Here is a 17606-nt window from a genome sequence, read left to right on the forward strand (position 1 = left end):
ACCGGCTCGCTGACCATCGCGGCCTCTCAGCTCGTCCTGTGGTCCGTCGTCAAGGACGGCAACGATCCCGGATACTGGCTCCTCGCCCTGGCCCTCTTCATCGGCGGCCTCGGCCTCGGGCTCGCCGCGCCCGTTCTCGTCAACGTCGTCCTCGCCGGCGTGCCCGGGCGCAACGCGGGCGCCGCGGGCGGAGTGCTGTCCACCGTCAACCAGATCGGCGGCGCCGTCGGCATCGCCGTGCTCGGCACGGTCTTCTTCACCTCCGTCACCGGTTCGGCCGTCGGCGGAGCACCGGCGCTGCCCGACTACGGTCACGCGCTCGGCATCGTCCTGATCGTCTCAGCCGCGCTCTACCTCATCACGGCACTCGTGATGCTCGCACTCCCGAAAGCCGCAGTCGAGCACGCCGAGTAGAGGTTTCGTTTGACCAGCGGTGTTTACGGTTGAGTGGGATGTTGGCGGTCGGTTTCCCGCTTAACCGTAAAAAGCTGTCTCCAGGGTGGTGGCGGAAGTCCACTGGTCGGTCCGGAGGTGCCAAGTCCCTACAGATGAAGCTGGTCGCGATAACGCCCGACTGCCCTGATCCGCTGCCTTTGGCGGCCTTCTACCGACAGGCCACCGGCCTCGCTGCCCGCGAAGTCGGATGCCGACTTCGCGAGCCGATCTCAACCTGCCTGGCACCGCAACTCCCCGGAACTTGCCCACACATGACTGGGCCCCAGCCTTACTTGCCTACAGGAAGGCGGGACTGCCTCCACATCGCAGAGCTCCCGGCGGTGCAGGTCCTGCGCACGATGTGGGTGCAGAACGACCACCGCACTGTGACCGAGGCCGGGGCGGAGGTGAAGCGGCGGGAGAGCAGAGACCTTCCGCCCGGCAGGCTGCGGCTGGCCTCTCCGTACGACACCGCCGCACGCTACGGCCTCAAACAGGGCTCCTGGTGGACCGGCTACAAGATTCACATCAGCGACTCCTGCGACGATCCCGATGAACAGGACTCGGCCGCCGGCGACCAGGCGCTGATCCCCGGAGCCGACGGACCGCCGCCGCGCTTGATCACCAACATAGCGACCACCGATGCCACAGTGACCGACGCGGAAATGACCGAACCGGTCCATCACATGCTCGCCGCTCGCGATCTCCTGCCCGACGAGCACTTCCCCGACTCCGGTTACGCCTCCGCCGAGTTGATTGTGGGCATGCGGAAGAACTTCGGCGTCACTCTGGTCATCCCGGTGCTGATGAACAGCTCACCTCAGGCGCGTGCCGGTGCCGGCTTCGACCGCACCGCGTTCGCCATCGACTGGGACAAGCGGCAGGCCACCTGCCCACGCGGGGACACCAGCACCTGGTGGAGCCCCGCCACCCCGCGTGGCACCGAAGCCATCGTCATCAAGTTCGGCAAGGAGACATGCCGACCCTGCACGGTGCGCGACCAGTGCACCCGCTCGAAGACCGGCGGCCGGGCCCTCTCTGCAACCCCGCGAGCTGCAAGAAGTCCTCGACCAGGCCCGCCTCCAGCAGGGCGATGAGCAGTGGCGAGCCACGTACGGAATCCGCGCGGGCGTCGAAGGAACCATCCACCAGGCCGTCGCGGTCACCGGGATAAGACGCGCCCGCTGCCTCGGTCTTCGAACTCGCCACGTGAGCGAATAAGCCAGCAGGATCGGTGACAGGTGTGGCCGCCGACTCGCTGCTCGCCGTGTCACCGCTCTCCGCCGGCTCGCTGTTCATCGTGTCGTCTCCGCGTTGTTCGCAGCGCCGCCGTCGTTCCTGTCAAGCCGCAGTTCTCTTCGCAACCCGCCGATTCGCACGGCTCGCCCAGGCCGCTGTGCGTCCTGAACGCCCGCAGGCCAGGGCTGACCCGTCACCTCGCGCGTCCAGGGACCCGGTCACCGCAGCAGGAAGCCGGCCAGGTAGCCGAGGGCGTTGACCGCCCAGTGCAGGCCCATGGGGGCCAGCAGGCTGCCGCTGCGGCGCCGCAGCTCGCAGAAGAGCACCCCCGCGCCCGTGGTGAACACCACCGTGGCCGCGACAGCGGTGACGACACCGAGCGCGGAGTCGCCGAACACAGGCGCCAGGGCGGGCTTCGCCGCCGCCAGGCCCAGCGACGGCAGGATGTGCCACAACCCGAACAACGCGCTCGACACAGCCGTCGCCCACACCGCACCCCGCGCCCGGCGCACCAGCCCGTACAGCACACCCCGGAAGGCGACCTCCTCCAGCAGCACCGTCCCGAGCGGAACCGTGAGCAGCACGCGGAGGGCCACCTGGCCGCCGGTCAGCTCGCTGTAGCGGTCGTCCGCGAACAGGGCCCGGGTCAACGGCACCAGCATGCCGGCCGCGTACACCACGGTGACCAGGGCGATCAGCACCATCGCCCAGCGCGCGCCGCGCCCGAGCGCGGCCGGGTCCAGGCCCGCGTCCGCCCAGGTGCCCCCGGCACAGAAGAGCACTGCCGGCAGCAGTCCGCCGGCCACGACGGCAGCCGGCACCCCGGCCATGGGCGCCCAGAGGTGGTTGAGCACATGGGTGACGACGAGCACGGCAAGGGTGCCGCCCACCGCCGCGCCCGTACCGATCGGACGCCTGCACACAGTCCGCGGTGAGCCGTACGACGTCATGGCGGAAGCCTTGTCAGAGACGGAGCAGGGGCCGGTGTGATGGGGGGATGCCGTTGCGTCGCGTCCCCCGTCGCGGTGCCCGTCACCGGAGGACCGCGAACCGGGTACAGGGCTACGGGGCGCATATCTCCCTCCGGCGGATCCGCCCGCGGAACCGGATCGCTGCGGCCGTCCGCCCGTGACCGGACCGCTCACCGGTGCCCCGGGGAGGGCGACAGTTCCTCGGGAGGCTCCTCGTCGGCCGGGGCCGGGGTGCCGCCGCGTGCCAGGAGGGTGACCGTGCCCTCGTACGCGGCGAGGACGGGCGCGACTACGAACGGTCCCGCCCACGAGGACAGCCACAGTGCCGTGACGACCGCGATGACGACGCCCGCGACCCGCAGCACATCGGCGTGTGCGCGGGTCCACGGCCGCAACCGCGCGGCCGACCGGGCGCATTGACCGATCCGGGCCACCAGCAGGCCGATGGCCTGGGCGCCCTGGACGCCCGCTCGGGCAGGGCGTCGGACAGCCGATGCTCGACGTGCAGCTGGTCGAACAGCACTCGGTGAGACGGGCGGAGAGCGCCGTGCCCACGGCCGGATCCTCGGGCGACGGGCCCACCGTGGTGACCCAGCGGCCGGTGTGGAAGGTGGTCCGCGCAGCCCACACTCCGATGACCGCGCCGACAGCGCTCACGGACATCAGGGCTGATCAGGACGGCGGCGACCGCGCGTCTGACGGCCGGCAGCCGGGCACGCCGCCGGTGCTCGGTCCGGGCACGGGCGCGCACCCCCCGACCTGGGCCGCAGACGCTCCCGTCCGTTCTCGACGGCGGGCTCCCCGGCGGTCGTGCCGCCGGCACCCGCCTCGCCGTCGCGGGGGCTGACGCCCGCTGCCTCACGGCTCCCGGGGCCGTTCCCTCCGCCCTCTCCTCCCTGGCCCGCTGGGCTCCCGCGTTCGCGGGCCAGGGGAGCCTCTCCCTCGTGGGCCATGGGCGTCGCACCTCCACCGCCCACCGTCACGTACGTGGCGCACGGCCTCCTCACCCCTGGCGGGTGACGCGGCAGCGCGCGGTCTGCGGCTCGATGGACATGCGTTCCGTCGAAGGGAGCCACCGTCATGGTCATGGTCGGTCCGGTGCAGCTGCTGGCGGTCGCGTTCGGTCCCGACGCCGAGTTCGTGGGGCGGATCACCGAGGAGCTGGACATCCTGGAGTCGAACGGGCAGATCCGCGTCCTCGATCTGCTCTTCGTGCAGAAGAAGCCGGACGGCACCCTGTTCGCCCTGCACCACCAGGCCATGAGCATGGGCGACACGGTCGCCGCGCTGCTCGGCCTCCCCTGCGAGCCGCTGCGCGGAACCAAGTCCGCGTCCTCGTCTCCGGTCGAGGGCAACGCCTCCGGTCTCACTGTCGGCGAGATCAGGGAGCTGACGGGAGCGCTGGATCCTGGCACCGCGGCGGGATTCATTCTGCTCGAGCACACGTGGGCGAAGTATCTGCGGAAGGCGATCCTCGACACGGGCGGTACTCCCGTCGCGGAGGGCTTTCTGACCGCGGCGACCCTCGGACCAGTGGCCGCGCACCTCGCCGTCGCGGCGGAGAGGCTGGGCGAACCGGTCGCGCCGCCGTCGCGCGCGGGCCGGCCGGCCGCCTGCAACTCGAGGAGGGCCTGACGGCGGATCTCAAGGAACTGAGCAGCGCCGGGGCGGAACGCTACGGCAGCCTCCGGTCGGCCCAGGCACGAGAGGAGGCCGGGACATGGATGAGCAGCCACCGGCGGGACAGACCCCGGGCGGCGGGCCGGACCCGGAGCCCGAGGTCCGGCCGCTCGTCGTCGAGGGAGTCGTCCTCGCGGCGTGCCTCCTGCTGATCATCGGCGCGTACCACACGATCATGGGGCTTGCCGCGGTCATCGACGAGAAGTTCTACGTGCCCCCGGGCGACTACGCCTACCGACTCGACATCATGGCCTGGGGGTGGGTGCACGTGGGCCTCGGCGTCATCGTCGTGGCCGCCGGCCTCAACCTCTTCAGAGGCCCCCGTTGGGCTCGCGTCGTCGGAATCGCGGTCGCGAGCCTCAGCGCCGTACAGAACTTCCTCTTCACGCCGTACTACGCGGTGTGGTCCGTGCTGGTCATCGCGCTCGACGTCCTGGTGATCTGGTCCCTGGCCGGGTACGGGCACCAGGTCGCCCACAAGGTCTACGGCGCCCCACTCTGAGTCGGTTCCGGCGCGGCGCGGCGGAGGCTGCCGGGGCGGGCACCGGTGATCGGGCGCGGGACGGTGGGCCGTCTCGCGCGGTGAAGGGATGTAGTGGTGATGGTCGACGACAGGGCCGGGCGGACAGCGGACTTCATCCGGCCGCTGCGGGTCGAACCCGGGTCGAAGGTGAGCCTGGCCGACGACTTCGACCCCGGCTTCAAGGCGGGCGTCCGCAGGAAGAAGGACGGCGTCGCACTCCTCCGCGACGGTATGGAACTGCTGGCCGACCTCCAGCGGCGGCTGGCCGCCGAGAGCGAGGTCGGCGTGCTGGTGTGCCTGCAGTCCCTGGACGCGGGCGGCAAGGACGGCACGATCCGTCATGTGATGAGCGGGCTCAACCCGCAGGGCGTGCGCGTGGCGGCGTTCAAGGTGCCGTCGGCCGAGGAGCTCGACCACGACTATCTGTGGCGCTACGTCCGCCGCCTGCCCGCGCGCGGGGAGATCGGCATCTTCAACCGGTCCCACTACGAGGAGGTCCTGGTGGTGCGGGTGCACCCCCAGCACCTCGTCCGGCAGAAGCTGCCCGAGGCGGCGCGCGGCCCGGACGTCTGGGACCGGCGGTACCGGGAGATCAACGACTGGGAACGCTATCTGACCGACAACGGGTTCCGGATCGTGAAGCTGTTCCTCAACCTGTCGAAGGAGGAGCAGCGTGTCCGTTTCCTCAAGCGGATCGACGTGGCCGAGCGCAACTGGAAGTTCTCGGCGGCCGATGTGCGGGAGCGTGCGCGGTGGGACGACTACCAGGACGCCTTCTCCGAGATGCTCTCCGCCACCAGCACCGGCTGGGCCCCCTGGTACGTCGTACCGGCCGACCGGAAGTGGTTCGCGCGCCTGTGTGCCGGTGCCGTGCTGGCCCACACCCTGATGGACATCGGCCCCCGGTACCCCGACGTCGGGAACGCGGCCCGCCGCGAGCTGGCCAAGGCCAAACGGGAGCTCGAACGCCAGGCCCCCGACGCCGCCCCGGCCGGCCCGACCGCGTCGTCCGCCCGCCGGCGCACCGCCGCCGAGGACAAGGGAGCCGGGAGCGGCGAGGGAAACGGGAAGCGCAAGAAGGCGGGGAAGGGCCGACGGAAGGCGTGAGGGAAGGCATCGCCGCCGGCTGCCGCGGGCCGGATCGGAGCCATGTGCCGGGACCGCACGAACATACGCCGACGCGCACGGCACGGCGGACAGCGAACTCTGGTACGCGCACTCGCCGGACGAGGTCGCCGCGGCGCTGGAGGTGAACCCCGCGGTGGGACTGTCGTCCGAACGGGCGGCGCGGGCCCTGCGGGAGAACGGCCCGAACGCGCTGCCCGAGGAGGCGCCGGTGCGTGCCGGGCCGGCCCGCCGTCCCCGTCCCCGTCCGCCGAGGCACTTCCTGCGGAGCGACGTCCGCCTTGCCGGGCTGCTGCACTCACGCCCCGGTCGTCGCCGCCCGCGCACGGAAGCTGCAGATTCCCGTGTCGGATCGCCCCACCGTTCCGGCGGGACTCGCGCTCCCCGCGTTGTCGGAAGACCGCCGCCAGGACGGCACTGCACCGCGCGCCGTCCCGGAAGCGGCACGGCGCCACTCACCCGCGGCGGGTGATGCCGGAGCGACGGCGTGACCCGAGGCTGGGCAGGCGCGGGTGGGTACCTGTCGGCGGCCGCAAGTCTCTCCCGTGCCGACGGGCGTGGCCGCGTGGCGGCGTGTCGGAGGAGGGCTCGTGGACCGGTATCCGCCCATTGCGGAGCACGGCATGACCGGTGACCCGCAGACCGCGGCTCTGGTGTCGTCCGGGGGAACCATCGACTGGTGGCGCACGCCCCGGTTCGACTCGCCCAGTGTGTTCGCCTCGCTCCTGGACAGCGAGCGCGGGGGGCACTGCGGCCTCACCGCGGAGGTCCCGGACGGCGACGGGACGGCGGTGCGTCAGCTGTACCTGTCCGACACGGCCGTCCTGGTCACCCGGTTCACGGCCCCCGGTGGCGTCGGTGAGGTGGCCGAGTTCATGCCGCCCGTGACCTCGTCCTCCGCGACGGACCGGCACCGTCTGGTCAGGGTCGTCAGGGTGGTACGCGGCAGCCTGCCCTTCGCCTTCGACTGCCGTCCCCGCTTCGACTACGGCCGGGCCCCGCACACCCTCACACAGTCCGACAGCCGTTCCGCCGTCCTCCACGGACCGGGAACCGACCTGCACGTACAGACCACGGACGGGGCCGCCCTGCGCGCCGACGGCGCCGACCCCGTCGGCCTGTTCGCCGAGGAGATCGGCCCCACGGGCGAGCAACTGGGCAACTTCCCCCAGGCGTTCACCCATCTCGCGCTGGTCACCGCGGCGATGGCCTCGGACGAGGAACTGAGCCGGGCAGGAAGCGCACCCGCGGTGGGCGCTTCCCCGCATGCGGCCGCCCGCGGCCCGGCCGGGCCGGCCGGACCGGCCGGACCAGGAGGCGTCGGGGGTGGCTGAGACGGCCGAGCCCGGACAACGGGCGCAACGGCAGCAGGCAGGTGAGCGGACAGGGAAGCGGGCGGCACAGCGACGGGTCCTCGCCGCGCTCGCCCTGGCGCAGTTCGTCTGCAGTTTCGCCGGCTCCAACATGAACGTGATGATCAACGACATCAGCCGGGACCTGAACACCACCGTGCAGGGCGTACAGGTGGCGATCACCGTCTTCCTGCTGGTGATGGCGGCGCTGATGATTCCCGGCGGCAAGCTGACCGACCGCTTCGGCCGCAAGCGCTGCTTCCTGGCCGGCCTGATCGTCTACGCCGTCGGTGCGCTGGTCAGTGCCGCCGCTCCAGGGCTCGGGGTGCTGATCCTGGGCAACTCGATCCTCGAGGGCATCGGCACCGCCCTGCTCATTCCGCCCGTGTACATCCTCACCACGCTCCTGTACCGGGAGATGACCGCCCGGGCCCGGGCCTTCGGCGTCATCATGGCGTTCGGCGGGATCGGCGCCGCGGCGGGCCCGCTGATCGGCGGACTGATCACCGCGGGCATCAGCTGGCGCGCCGCCTTCGTCTTCCAGGCACTGGTCATCGCCGTGATCGTCGTGCTCAGCAGCCGTCTCGACGACCCCCTGCCGCCCGACCGGGGCCGCCCCTTCGACACCGGCGGAGCCGTCCTGTCCGCGGTCGGCCTCGTCCTCGTCGTCCTGGGCATCCTGGCCGCCGACAACGACATCCGGCTGACGGCCGGGCTGCTCGTCCTCGGGGCCCTGGTGCTGTGGTGGTTCCTCCACCATGCCCGGGCCCGCGAACGGTCCGGCCGGGAACCGCTGCTGTCGCTCGCCCTGTTCCGCAACCGCACCTCCGACCTAGGACTGGTCACCCAGAACGTGCAGTGGCTGATGCTGATGGGCGCCTCGTTCACCGTGGCGGCCTATCTGCAGGTCGTGCGCCACTACGACGCCCTGAAGACCGGCGTCGTCTTCACCGCCGCCACCCTCGGGCTGCTGACCTCGTCGCTGGCCGCCGAACGCTTCGCGCAGCGGCGCCGGCCCCGCACCCTCATCCTGACCGGCTTCGCCGTCGCCCTCGCGGGTCTGGCCGCCCTGATCGCCCTGGCCGGCCGCCACCCCACCGACTGGGCCGCTGTCCCCGGCCTGCTCCTCTTCGGTCTCGGCCTCGGAGTGATGCTGACCCCCTCGGTGAACGTCGTCCAGTCCAGCTTTCCCGAGGAGCGGCAGGGCGAGATCTCCGGTCTGTCCCGCAGCGTCTCCAATCTCGGTTCGGCCTGCGGCACCGCCATCGCCGGCACCATCCTCGTCGCCGGCCTCACCACGCACGCCTATGCCGCCGCACTGACCGCCCTGGCCGCCACCGGCCTGGTCGGCCTCGCCGCCGCGGCCTTCCTGCCCCGTACCCCGGGCGGCCGAAACGGCAGCCCCCACCCCGACCGACGCACCCTTTCGACGGATACGGATACGGATACGGAGACGGATGCTGAGACGGAGACGGATGCTGAGACGGAGACAGATGCGGAGATGGAGACAGATGCGGAGACGGAGACGGATGCGGAGGCAGGAACGATGGGGAACGTATCGAGTCCACCGGCCGGCCCGTCGCCGCGGAAGCCGCACGACGGCAAGGGCCGACGCGCCGAGCCGGACACCGCCGATCAACCGTCCACGGCAGCCGAAGCCGCCCGCACCCCCGCACCGGACGAAGATCCCCGGCCGTCACCGCAGGCCCGGAAACGACGCGAACTGCTGTTCCTCACGCTGCCCGGCTGCTGGGGCGCCCTCGTTCTCGCCTGTCTGTCCTTCACCCCGTCGCTGCTCCCGCGCGGCGGCCTTGTGCAGGGCCTGATCAGCGGCGTCACCGCGGCCATCGGCTACGGGCTCGGTGTGCTCGCGGCGTGCGTGTGGCGGGCCTTCGCCGACCGGGAGGCCCGGCCGCCGCGACACCGGTCCTGGACCGCCTTCGGTGTCGCCGCGGCCGTCCTGCTCGGTCTCTCCTTCGGCTTCGGGCAGTACTGGCAGCACGAGATCCGCAGCCTGATGGGTGTGAGCGAGTACAGCATCCTGCTGGTGGTGCTCTCGCCCTTCGTCGCGGTACTGGTCTTCTGTCTCATCCTGCTGACCGGGCGCGGCCTGCGCGGTATGTACCGCTGGACGGCGGATCTGCTCAGGCGTCGGATCGGGCCTCGCGCGGCCACCGCGACCGGCTGGATCGCGGTGGCCGCTCTCGTCTGGGTGGTCGTCACCGGCGTGCTGCTGAACGGCTTCGTCGCCGTGGCGAACGAGGCGTTCTCGGTACGTGACACGACCACCGAGGAAGGGGCACACCGACCCACGACGAGCCTGCGGTCGGGCGGGCCCGGCTCGCTGATTCCCTGGGAGTCGCTGGGCATGCAGGGCCGCAACTTCACCGGCACCGGCCCCACGGCGGATGCCATCGGAGATTTCACCGGCCGTCCGTCCAGGGCACCGATCCGCTCCTACGCGGGTCTGGCGACGGCCCAGGACACCGAGTCCCGGGCCGCCGCGGCGGTCGCGGACCTGAGCCGTCAGGGCGGCTTCGGGCGCGCGAACCTGCTGGTGGTGACGACGACCGGCAGCGGCTGGGTCGATCCGGCGGCGGTGGACTCCTTCGAGTACCTCAGTGGCGGCGACTCGGCGGCCGTGGCGATCCAGTACTCCTACCTCCCGTCCTGGATCTCCTACCTGGTCGACCAGAGCAAGGCCCGAGAGGCGGGTCGCGCGCTCTTCGACGCCGTTTACGACCGCTGGTCGAAACTGCCCCCCGACCAGCGTCCCAGGCTCTTCGTCGCCGGCGAGAGCCTGGGCTCGTTCGGCGGCGAGACCGCCTTCAGCGGCGAGTACGACCTGCGCAACCGCACAGCCGGCACGCTGTTCGCCGGCCCGCCCAACTTCAACACGCTCTTCCGCGAGTTCAGCGACCACCGCGACACCGGCAGCCCGGAGATCCAGCCCGTCCACAGGAACGGGCGGACCGTACGCTTCACCAGCGACCCGAGGGCGGACATCCCGCCGGCGGACCAGCCCTGGCAGGGCAGCCGCGTCCTGTACCTGATGCACCCCTCCGACCCGATCGTCTGGTGGAGCCCGCGCCTGATCCTGCACCGGCCGGACTGGATCGGCGAGCCCGCCGGCCAGGACGTCATGCAGGGCATGTTCTGGGTGCCCTTCGTAACGTTCTGGCAGGTCACCGCCGACCTGCCGTTCGCCACCGAGGTCCCCGACGGTCACGGGCACAAGTACACCGGCGAGTACGTCGACGCCTGGAACGCCGTCCTGCGCCCCGCAGGCGTCACCGCCCACGACCTCGCCAGGCTGAGGGACATCATCGTGGCCGGCCAGTGACCCGGCCGTACGTCCGGTGCGACGTCCCGCGTCTCCTCGCGTGTGCAACAGCGCCGTCCTGCATCCACGCCGGCGCGCCGCCCGGCCGGCCGGAAGCCGGCCGCCCTGCCGTCCCATGCCGGGATGACCGAGGCGCCGCCGCCGTGGATCGCGGCGTCCTCAGCCACCGTCGGCGACGTCCCCGCCGGGCGCCGGTAGGTCGGCGGCCAAGGCCGACGCCCGCAGCACGCACGCCCCCAGCCACGCAGCGACTCTCCCGTCAACTCTGTGACGCGTGAATGGCGTGGGCGGTGTCGCGCGGGACCGGGTCCGTTCCCTGTCACGTGCGGCGTGTTGAAGTGAGGCGACCCGCACGATCGGTGGACTCAGGGGAGTTCGCTGTCTTCGGACAATAACCTGCGGGGGCGGCTCGGGTCGGTTGCCCGGTGTGCGTCGGCAGGTTCTTCGGCAGCTGCCGTGGTGGGGCGGCAGGCGGCATGGGCTGCTCGGACCAGGGCGTGGACGCGTGCGGTGGTGTTGGTCTTGAGCCAGACCGGTGCCCACTCGATGGCTGGGGCGTCGTCGAAGGGGATGTAGGCGATGTCGGGGCGGGGGTAGAACTCGGGAACGCTCGCGGCGACGGGGAAGACGCCGCGTCCTGCTGCCACCAGGGTCAGGGTCTCGTTGAAGCTGTCGGAGCGCGGTCCGGGAGGGATGGGACGGCCGGCGGGAGTATGGACCGAGATCAAGTCGCTCCAGGTGCCCGGTGCGCGCCTGCACTACGAGGTTCGGGGCGCCGGGCCGCTGCTCCTGATGATCGCCGGCGCACCCGCCGACGCCGGGGCACTGGCCGGGCCGGCCGCGTGCCTGGCCGACCGGTACACCGTCGTCACCTACGACCAGCGCGGCCTGTCGCGCAGCACCCTGACCACCACGCCCACCGATCAGGACGTGACGGTCTTCAGTCAGGACGCCTCCCTGCTGCTGGCCGCCCTCGGCGATGAGCCGGCCTTCGTGCTGGGCAACAGCGGCGGCGCCCTCACCGCCCTTGACCTCGCGGTACGCCACCCCGAGCAAGTGCGCGCCCTGGTCGTGCACGAGCCGCCCGTCCCCGAAGTGCTGCCGGATCGCGAGCAGTGGCGGGCCGTCTTCCAGGACGTGCACGACACCTACCGTGAGCACGGGGCGGCAGCGGCGATGGGCAAGTTCATCGCCACCGTCGACGGGCCCGACAGCCCGCCTCCCGCGATGCCTGACCCCTCGCAGATGCCGGCCGAGGCGCTGGAGATGATGGGCCGCATCCAGGGAAACCTCGACCACTTCCTGGCTCACGTACTGCTGCCCGTGCTGCGCTTCGAACCGGACATCGCAGCGCTGCGCTCCGGGCCCGTCCCGGTCACGGTCGGTGTCGGGGAGGCCTCCGGCAACGGTGTCCCCGTCCTGGCGGCACGGGTGCTGGCCGAGAAGCTCGGAACCGAGCCGCTCGCCTTCCCCGGAGATCACCAGGGCCTGGCGCTCAATGCCGCGACCAGCGCCGAGATCATCCACGCTGCCTTCGCCTGACCCCGACCCCGCCCTTCGCCGTCATCGCCACCCACACGTGGCCCGTCAAGTGGAGGGCGGGCAGCCGGTTCGCCGCTCCCGAGCACAGTGCAGCGCAGAGCAGTGCCTTCAGCAGCATGCATCGCCCCATGGACACGTGGCGAGGTGCGGAGGCGTCCCGGCTTGCTGACCTGGTGACCGCCGCGGCGGGGGGCCTGGGCGCAGATGCCTGGCTCCCGCTCGGAAGGTGCCGGGGGTGACGGTCTGGCGGGGAGGCGGACGGCTACCCCGCTACGAGGCGGCCGTCCCGCATTTCGATCGTGCGGTCCGCGAAGTGACGTACGACCGCCGGGTCATGGCAGATGAACAGGTAGGCGAGCCCCAGCTCCTCCTGGAGGCCGGCGAGCAGGTTGAGGACCCCGGCCCGGACGGACGGGTCGAGGGCGGAGACCGGCTCGTCGAGGACCAGGAGCCGGGGCTCGGACACCAGCGCCCGTGCGATGCCCGCGCGCTGGCACTGCCCGCCGGACAGCTCGTGCGGGAAGCGGTCGCCGTGGGCGGGCTCCAGGCCGACCCGGTCGAGGAGTTCGGCGACCCGGGCGGGGCCGCCCGCGTCGTCCCAGCGGCCTTGGACGCGCAGGGGTTCCGCCACCGCGTCCCGGATGCGGTGACGGGGGCTGAGCGAGCCGTACGGGTCCTGGAAGACCGGCTGCATCCGGGGGCGGAGCGGGCGGAGTTCGCGTTCGGTGAGCGCGGTCAGCTCCCGGCCCTCGAAGCGGACCTCCCCGGCGTCCGGGCGGCGCAGCTGCAGCACGGCGCTGACCGTGGAGGACTTGCCGCAGCCCGACGGACCGTCGAGGGCGAGGGTCTCGCCCGCCTCCAGGGTGAAGGACACGTGGTCCACGGCGGTGACCGGGCCGTAGCGCACGACCAGGTCACGGACGTCCAGCAGCGGGTCGTCCGCGGCGCGGCGCGGCGGAGGGATCACAGGGGTGCTCATACGGACCGCTCCAGGAACAACTCGGTCGCCGGGTGGGGCACGTCCTCCCAGCGGTGACAGGAGACCTCATGGCCGTCACCGATCGCGCGGGGGCCCGGTTCCTCGCGCCGGCACCGCTCGTCGGCCAGCGGGCAGCGGGGCGCGAAGGCACAGCCGGGCGGGAGCCGGTCGAAGGCGGGCGGGGCACCGGGGATGGTGGGGAGACGCCGTCGGCCGCCGTGCCCACCGGTCTCGACCGGCGGCAGTGATGCCAGCAGCCCCGCCGTGTACGGCGCCGCGGGGCGGGTCAGCACCCGCCGGGCCGGACCCTGTTCGGCCTGGCGTCCGGCGTACATCACGAGCATGCGGTCGGCGTGGTGGCGGACCGCCTCCAGGTCGTGGGTGACCAGGACGAGGGCGGCGCCGACCGCCTCGCGCTGCTCGCCGAGGACCCGCAGCACCTGCTCCTGGAGGTCCGGGTCCAGCGCGGTCGTCGGTTCGTCGGCGATCAGCAGGTCCGGCTCGTTGATCGTGGCCATGGCGATGACGGCGCGCTGCCGCATCCCGCCGGAGTACTCGTGCGGATACGCCCGCGCCTTGCGGGCGGCGTCCGCGATGCCCACCCGGTCGAGTGCGGCGACCGCCCGCGCGCGGGCCTCCGTGCGCGAGACGCGCGCCACCGACCGTACGGCGGCGGCGAGCTGGTCTCCCACGGGGTGCACGGGGGAGAGGGCGGAGAGGGCGTCCTGCGGGACGAGGGCCGTGCGGCGGCCGCGCAGGGCGGCGAGCACCGGTGCCGGGGCGCCCACGAGCTCGTCGTACGAGCCCGGGGCGCGGCGCAGCCGTACGCTCCCCGTCACGCGGGCGCCCCGGGGGGCCGTGCCCAGCAGCGCGCGTGCCGTGAGGGACTTGCCCGCGCCCGACTCGCCGACCACGGCGAGGACCTCCCGGGCGCGGACGTCGAAGCTCAGTCGGCGCACGACAGGGAGCCCGTGCAGGGAGATGCCGAGCCCGCGTACCGAGAGGAGGGCGTCGGTGTCAGGTGGCGTTGCCGTCAAGGGAGACCTCCTTCCGGGAGGAGCGAGAAGGGGAGCCGGGCCGTGCGGCCGTACTGTCGGCGGGTGCCGGGCGGCGGAGGAGGCGGGCGCGCCGGGAGGTGCGGCGGGCGTGCTGGACGGTGCGCCCCTGTGTGTACGCCGCGCTCGCCACGGCGAGGCCGGCCAGCAGCGCGAGGGCGACCGCCGGGGTGAGCGCCGCCCACGGGGCCCGCTCCACGTACGCGCGGGACTCCTCCAGCAGCAGCCCCCACTCGGGGGCGGGCGGCTGGGCGCCGAGGCCCAGGAAGCCCAGGGAGGCGAGGGCGAGGGCGACGCCGGGCAGGCGGAGGACCGCGTGGCGGGCGACGGGGCCGGCCACCGACGGCAGGACGTGACGGGTCAGGATCCACCACGGGGTGGCGCCGATGGCCCGCTGGGCGGTCAGGAACGCCGACGCGCGCACCTCCTGCACCAAGGCCGCCGCGTGGGCGGACAGCGGGGGCCAGGAGACCAGCGCGACCGCGAGCGCGGCACCGCCCGTGCCGGGGCCCGTGGCCGCCGCGACCAGGATGCCGACGATCACCGGCGGCAGCGCGTTGGCGATGTCGGCGGCCCCGGCGGCCACGCGCGGCAGGAACCCCAGGGCCAGCGCGAGCAGCAGACCGGCGAGGGACACGGCGACGGCCGTGCCGACCGTCGTGGCGGCACCGTGCCCGAGCCGGGCCAGGACGTCCCGGCCGAGCCCGTCGGTGCCGAGCGGACGGGCCCAGGACGGAGGCAGCAGCCGGGCCGTCGCGTCCACGGTGTACGGGTCGCGCAGCAGCCCCCAGCCGATGGTGACGAGGAGGACGGCGCCCAGTGCCACGGGGACCGCCGGGTGCGCGCGTACCGGCCGCGGCGCCGGCAGCGTCAGCCCCGCGTCGCGCAGTGCCGGGCCGAGCAGGCGTCGCCGTACGAGCGCGGCCGGCGCGCCCGCGGCCAGTCCCAGCACCAGCAGGGCGAGCACGCAACCCTGGAGCAGCGGCAGGTCCTGGGACTTCGCCGCCCCGAGCGCCGTACGGCCGATGCCGGGCACCGCGAACACCGTCTCCACGGCGACGGCCCCGCCGGTCAGGCCGACGGCCACCATGCCGAACTGCGGGACCAGCGGCGGCAGCGCACGCCGCAGGGCGGCCGCCGCGACGCGCGCCCGGCTCACTCCGGCCTCCCGCCACAGCTCCACCCAGCGCTCGTCCAGCACGGCCGGCAGCGCGTCCGCGACCAGCCGGCCGAGCAGCCCGCCCGCCGGGACACCGAGGGCGACCGCGGGCAGCACCAGGTACTCGGGGCCCTGCCAGCCGGACGTCGGCAGCACCCCGAGCCACACCCCGCACACCAGCAACGCGACCGTGGCGAGGAGGAACTCGGGCACGGCGGCGAGCATGGCGCCGAACGCGCCCGCCGACCCCCGTCCGCGCACCAGCACGGGTGCGACCAGCGCGCACGCGAGCAGCACCGCGACCCCGAGGGCGGCGGACATCAGACCCAGCGACACCTGCAGGCCGGACAGCACGGACGGCAGCACGTCGGTGCCCGACACCCACGAGATGCCGAGGTCGCCGCGGAGCAGCCCGGAGAGCCAGTCGCCCAGCAGGGACAGCGGACCCGCGTCCAGGCCGAGGTCGCGGCGCACCGCGTCCAGGGCCTCGGCGGTGGGCTCCTGCTCGGCCGACCGCGCCCGCAGCACGGTCAGCGCGGGGTCCCGGCCGGACAGCCAGGGCAGCAGGCCGACGGCGGCCAGCACGGCGGTGAGACAGACAAGGCGGGTCAGCGCGGCCGCACCGGCCGGCCCGCGCGCGCGGAGCCTCACTTGACCTGGGTGTCGATCGTGACGAGTTCCCGCTCACGCGGGTCGTGGGCCGCGCCGGTGACCCCGGCGGCGTCGCCCTGGATGACGCGCTCGTGCAGCATGGGCACCGCGGCGTCCGTGGCGAGCACGGCGGCCTCGGCCTCGACGATCGCCTCGCGGCGCGTGTCACCGGTCTTCTCCGCGGACGCCTTGTCCAGCGCCTCGTCGACCGCCGGGTCGGCCAGCTGCGGGATGTTGAAGGACCCCTCGGAGCCGAAGTCGCTATAGAGGTACGCGGCGGGGTCACCGGAGTCGAGGACGGTCGCCCGGGACAGGACGAACGCGTCGAACTCGCCGGCCAGCGCGTCGGACTCGATGTTCGCGTACTCGCGGACGTCCAGCTTCACCTCGAAGCCGGCCTTCTGCAGCTGCTGCTGCAGCGTGGCGGCGACCTCGGGCAGCTCGGCGCGGTCGGTGAAGGTGCCGACGGTGATGGTCTTCCCGGCGGGGTCGCCGGCCTTCGCCCGCGCCTGGACCGGCTTGCGCAGGTCGGCCGCCCACGGGAGCGCCGGGCCCAGCAGGCCCTCGGCGACGTCGGCGCGTCCCTCGTACACGCCGTCCACGATCGTCTTCGCGTCGATCGCCTCCCGTGCCGCCGCACGCAGTGAGGCGTCCTTGAAGACGCCCTTCTCCGTGTTCAGGTACAGGGTGTTCGTGCGGGGCATGGGGACCTCGGTGATCAGGTCCTGGTCGAGCACGGCGGCCTGCGAGACGGGGACGGCCTCGACGATGTCGGCCTCGCCGCTGCGCAGGGCGGCGGCCCGCGCGGTGCCGTCGGGCACGAAGCGGACGTCGATGCCGGGGGCCTTGGCCTCGCCGCCCCAGTAGTCGTCGTAGCGGTCGAGGGTCGCCGAGGAGGTGCCGTTCACCTTTGTCAGCTCGAAGGGGCCGGTGCCCGCGCCGACCGGGTTCACGGTCTTCCCCTCGTACGCCTTGGCCGCGAGGATCGCGAGCTGCGGGGAGCTGAGGCGCTGCGGGACGAGCGGATCCTCTTCGGCGGTGGTCACGGTGACCTTGTTCCCGTCGGCCTTCGCCGTCAGGTCCACGCCGTCGAGGATGCGCGGCTTGGGGGAGGCGGTGGCGGCCCGGGTGAGGGAGCGGACCACGGCCTCGGCGGTGAGGTTGGTGCCGTCGTGGAAGGTGACCCCGTCCCGCACGGTGAAGGTCCAGTCGCGCCCGGACTGCTCCCACTCGGTGGCGAGGGCGGGCTCGGCGTCGCCGTCCGCGTCCAGCTTCACCAGTGTCTCGGCGGTCGACCAGCGGGACAGCTTGAACGCGTCGTCGGAGAGCGGGGAGAGCCCCGAGCGCGGCGGCTGCATCATCGCGACGCGTATGCGGCGGCTCTCGCCCTCCGAGGAGCCGTCGGCGTCCGACGCCGCGGAGAAGCAGCCGGTGAGCAGGACGGAGGCGGTGGCGGCCGCGGTGAGGGGGAGAAGACGGGCGGGGAGGCGCACGGGAGAACTCCGGGGCAGTACTTCGGACAAGATCGGGCGGGAGCGCGATGACCGTAACA

15 protein-coding genes and 1 pseudogene are annotated in these 17606 nt (G+C 73.0%); 9 read left to right on the forward strand and 7 right to left on the reverse strand.

Annotated elements, in window-relative coordinates; all coding sequences use genetic code 11:
• Together IE242_RS36560 and IE242_RS39410 are read left to right on the forward strand one after the other, a co-directional pair.
• Positions 1-414: pseudogene (locus IE242_RS36560) on the forward strand (MFS transporter); the annotation flags it as partial.
• Between the two features lie 134 nt (positions 415-548).
• Positions 549-1532 carry a transposase gene (locus tag IE242_RS39410; RefSeq protein WP_189867267.1) on the forward strand — a complete coding sequence of 328 codons (984 nt, stop codon included), beginning with the start codon at positions 549-551 and terminating at the stop codon, positions 1530-1532.
• Positions 1533-1892: 360 nt separating this feature from the next.
• Here the strand turns inward: IE242_RS39410 and IE242_RS36570 are convergent, their stop codons facing one another.
• Both IE242_RS36570 and IE242_RS36575 read right to left on the reverse strand, forming a co-directional pair.
• Positions 1893-2564: a CPBP family intramembrane glutamic endopeptidase gene (locus tag IE242_RS36570; protein WP_189867269.1), complete on the reverse strand. Its 672-nt coding sequence runs from the start codon at positions 2562-2564 to the stop codon at positions 1893-1895.
• Positions 2565-2815: 251 nt separating this feature from the next.
• Positions 2816-3079: a hypothetical protein gene (locus IE242_RS36575; RefSeq protein WP_189867271.1), complete on the reverse strand. Its 264-nt coding sequence runs from the start codon at positions 3077-3079 to the stop codon at positions 2816-2818.
• Between the two features lie 646 nt (positions 3080-3725).
• On the opposite strand from IE242_RS36575, the gene IE242_RS36580 reads away from it, so the two are divergent.
• The 6 genes from IE242_RS36580 (at position 3726) to IE242_RS36605 (ending at position 10668) form a co-directional block, all read left to right on the forward strand.
• Positions 3726-4280, forward strand: a complete 555-nt coding sequence (locus IE242_RS36580; protein ID WP_189867273.1) for a DUF1269 domain-containing protein — start codon at positions 3726-3728, stop codon at positions 4278-4280.
• Positions 4281-4365: 85 nt separating this feature from the next.
• The gene (locus IE242_RS36585; RefSeq protein WP_189867275.1) at positions 4366-4827 is read left to right on the forward strand and encodes a DUF7144 family membrane protein; all 462 of its coding nucleotides are present in this window, start codon (positions 4366-4368) and stop codon (positions 4825-4827) included.
• A 99-nt stretch (positions 4828-4926) separates the two neighbouring features.
• On the forward strand, positions 4927-5955 hold the full coding sequence (locus IE242_RS36590) for a polyphosphate kinase 2 family protein (protein ID WP_189867277.1): 1029 nt from the start codon (positions 4927-4929) through the stop codon (positions 5953-5955).
• Between the two features lie 19 nt (positions 5956-5974).
• Complete coding sequence (locus IE242_RS36595) at positions 5975-6445, forward strand: cation-transporting P-type ATPase (protein ID WP_189867330.1); 471 nt, start codon at positions 5975-5977, stop codon at positions 6443-6445.
• Positions 6446-6563: 118 nt separating this feature from the next.
• Complete coding sequence (locus IE242_RS36600) at positions 6564-7307, forward strand: trehalase-like domain-containing protein (protein ID WP_308436813.1); 744 nt, start codon at positions 6564-6566, stop codon at positions 7305-7307.
• A complete protein-coding gene (locus tag IE242_RS36605) occupies positions 7300-10668 on the forward strand; it encodes an MFS transporter (RefSeq protein ID WP_189867278.1) in 3369 nt (1122 codons plus the stop codon). The genes IE242_RS36600 and IE242_RS36605 overlap by 8 nt, the downstream gene beginning before the upstream one ends.
• A gap of 365 nt (positions 10669-11033) precedes the next feature.
• Here the strand turns inward: IE242_RS36605 and IE242_RS36610 are convergent, their stop codons facing one another.
• Entirely contained in the window at positions 11034-11315 is a 282-nt protein-coding gene (locus IE242_RS36610; RefSeq protein ID WP_189867279.1) for a type 2 periplasmic-binding domain-containing protein, read from the reverse strand.
• A gap of 46 nt (positions 11316-11361) precedes the next feature.
• On the opposite strand from IE242_RS36610, the gene IE242_RS36615 reads away from it, so the two are divergent.
• Positions 11362-12210, forward strand: a complete 849-nt coding sequence (locus IE242_RS36615) for an alpha/beta fold hydrolase (RefSeq protein WP_189867280.1) — start codon at positions 11362-11364, stop codon at positions 12208-12210.
• Positions 12211-12472: 262 nt separating this feature from the next.
• On the opposite strand, the gene IE242_RS36620 is transcribed toward IE242_RS36615, so the two are convergent.
• From IE242_RS36620 to IE242_RS36635, 4 genes are read right to left on the reverse strand one after another with little or no spacing between them, the layout of a single operon-like run.
• A complete protein-coding gene (locus IE242_RS36620; RefSeq protein ID WP_189867281.1) occupies positions 12473-13189 on the reverse strand; it encodes an ATP-binding cassette domain-containing protein in 717 nt (238 codons plus the stop codon).
• Complete coding sequence (locus IE242_RS36625) at positions 13186-14226, reverse strand: ABC transporter ATP-binding protein (RefSeq protein WP_189867282.1); 1041 nt, start codon at positions 14224-14226, stop codon at positions 13186-13188. The genes IE242_RS36620 and IE242_RS36625 overlap by 4 nt, the downstream gene beginning before the upstream one ends.
• The gene (locus tag IE242_RS36630) at positions 14207-16054 is read right to left on the reverse strand and encodes an ABC transporter permease subunit (protein WP_189867283.1); all 1848 of its coding nucleotides are present in this window, start codon (positions 16052-16054) and stop codon (positions 14207-14209) included. Before IE242_RS36630 ends, IE242_RS36625 begins: the two co-directional genes overlap by 20 nt.
• Positions 16051-17547: an ABC transporter substrate-binding protein gene (locus IE242_RS36635; protein ID WP_189867332.1), complete on the reverse strand. Its 1497-nt coding sequence runs from the start codon at positions 17545-17547 to the stop codon at positions 16051-16053. Before IE242_RS36635 ends, IE242_RS36630 begins: the two co-directional genes overlap by 4 nt.
• Between the last annotated feature and the right edge of the window lie 59 nt (positions 17548-17606).

It is taken from the genome of Streptomyces poonensis (assembly GCF_014650915.1).
Classification (GTDB): Bacteria; Actinomycetota; Actinomycetes; order Streptomycetales; family Streptomycetaceae; genus Streptomyces; species Streptomyces poonensis.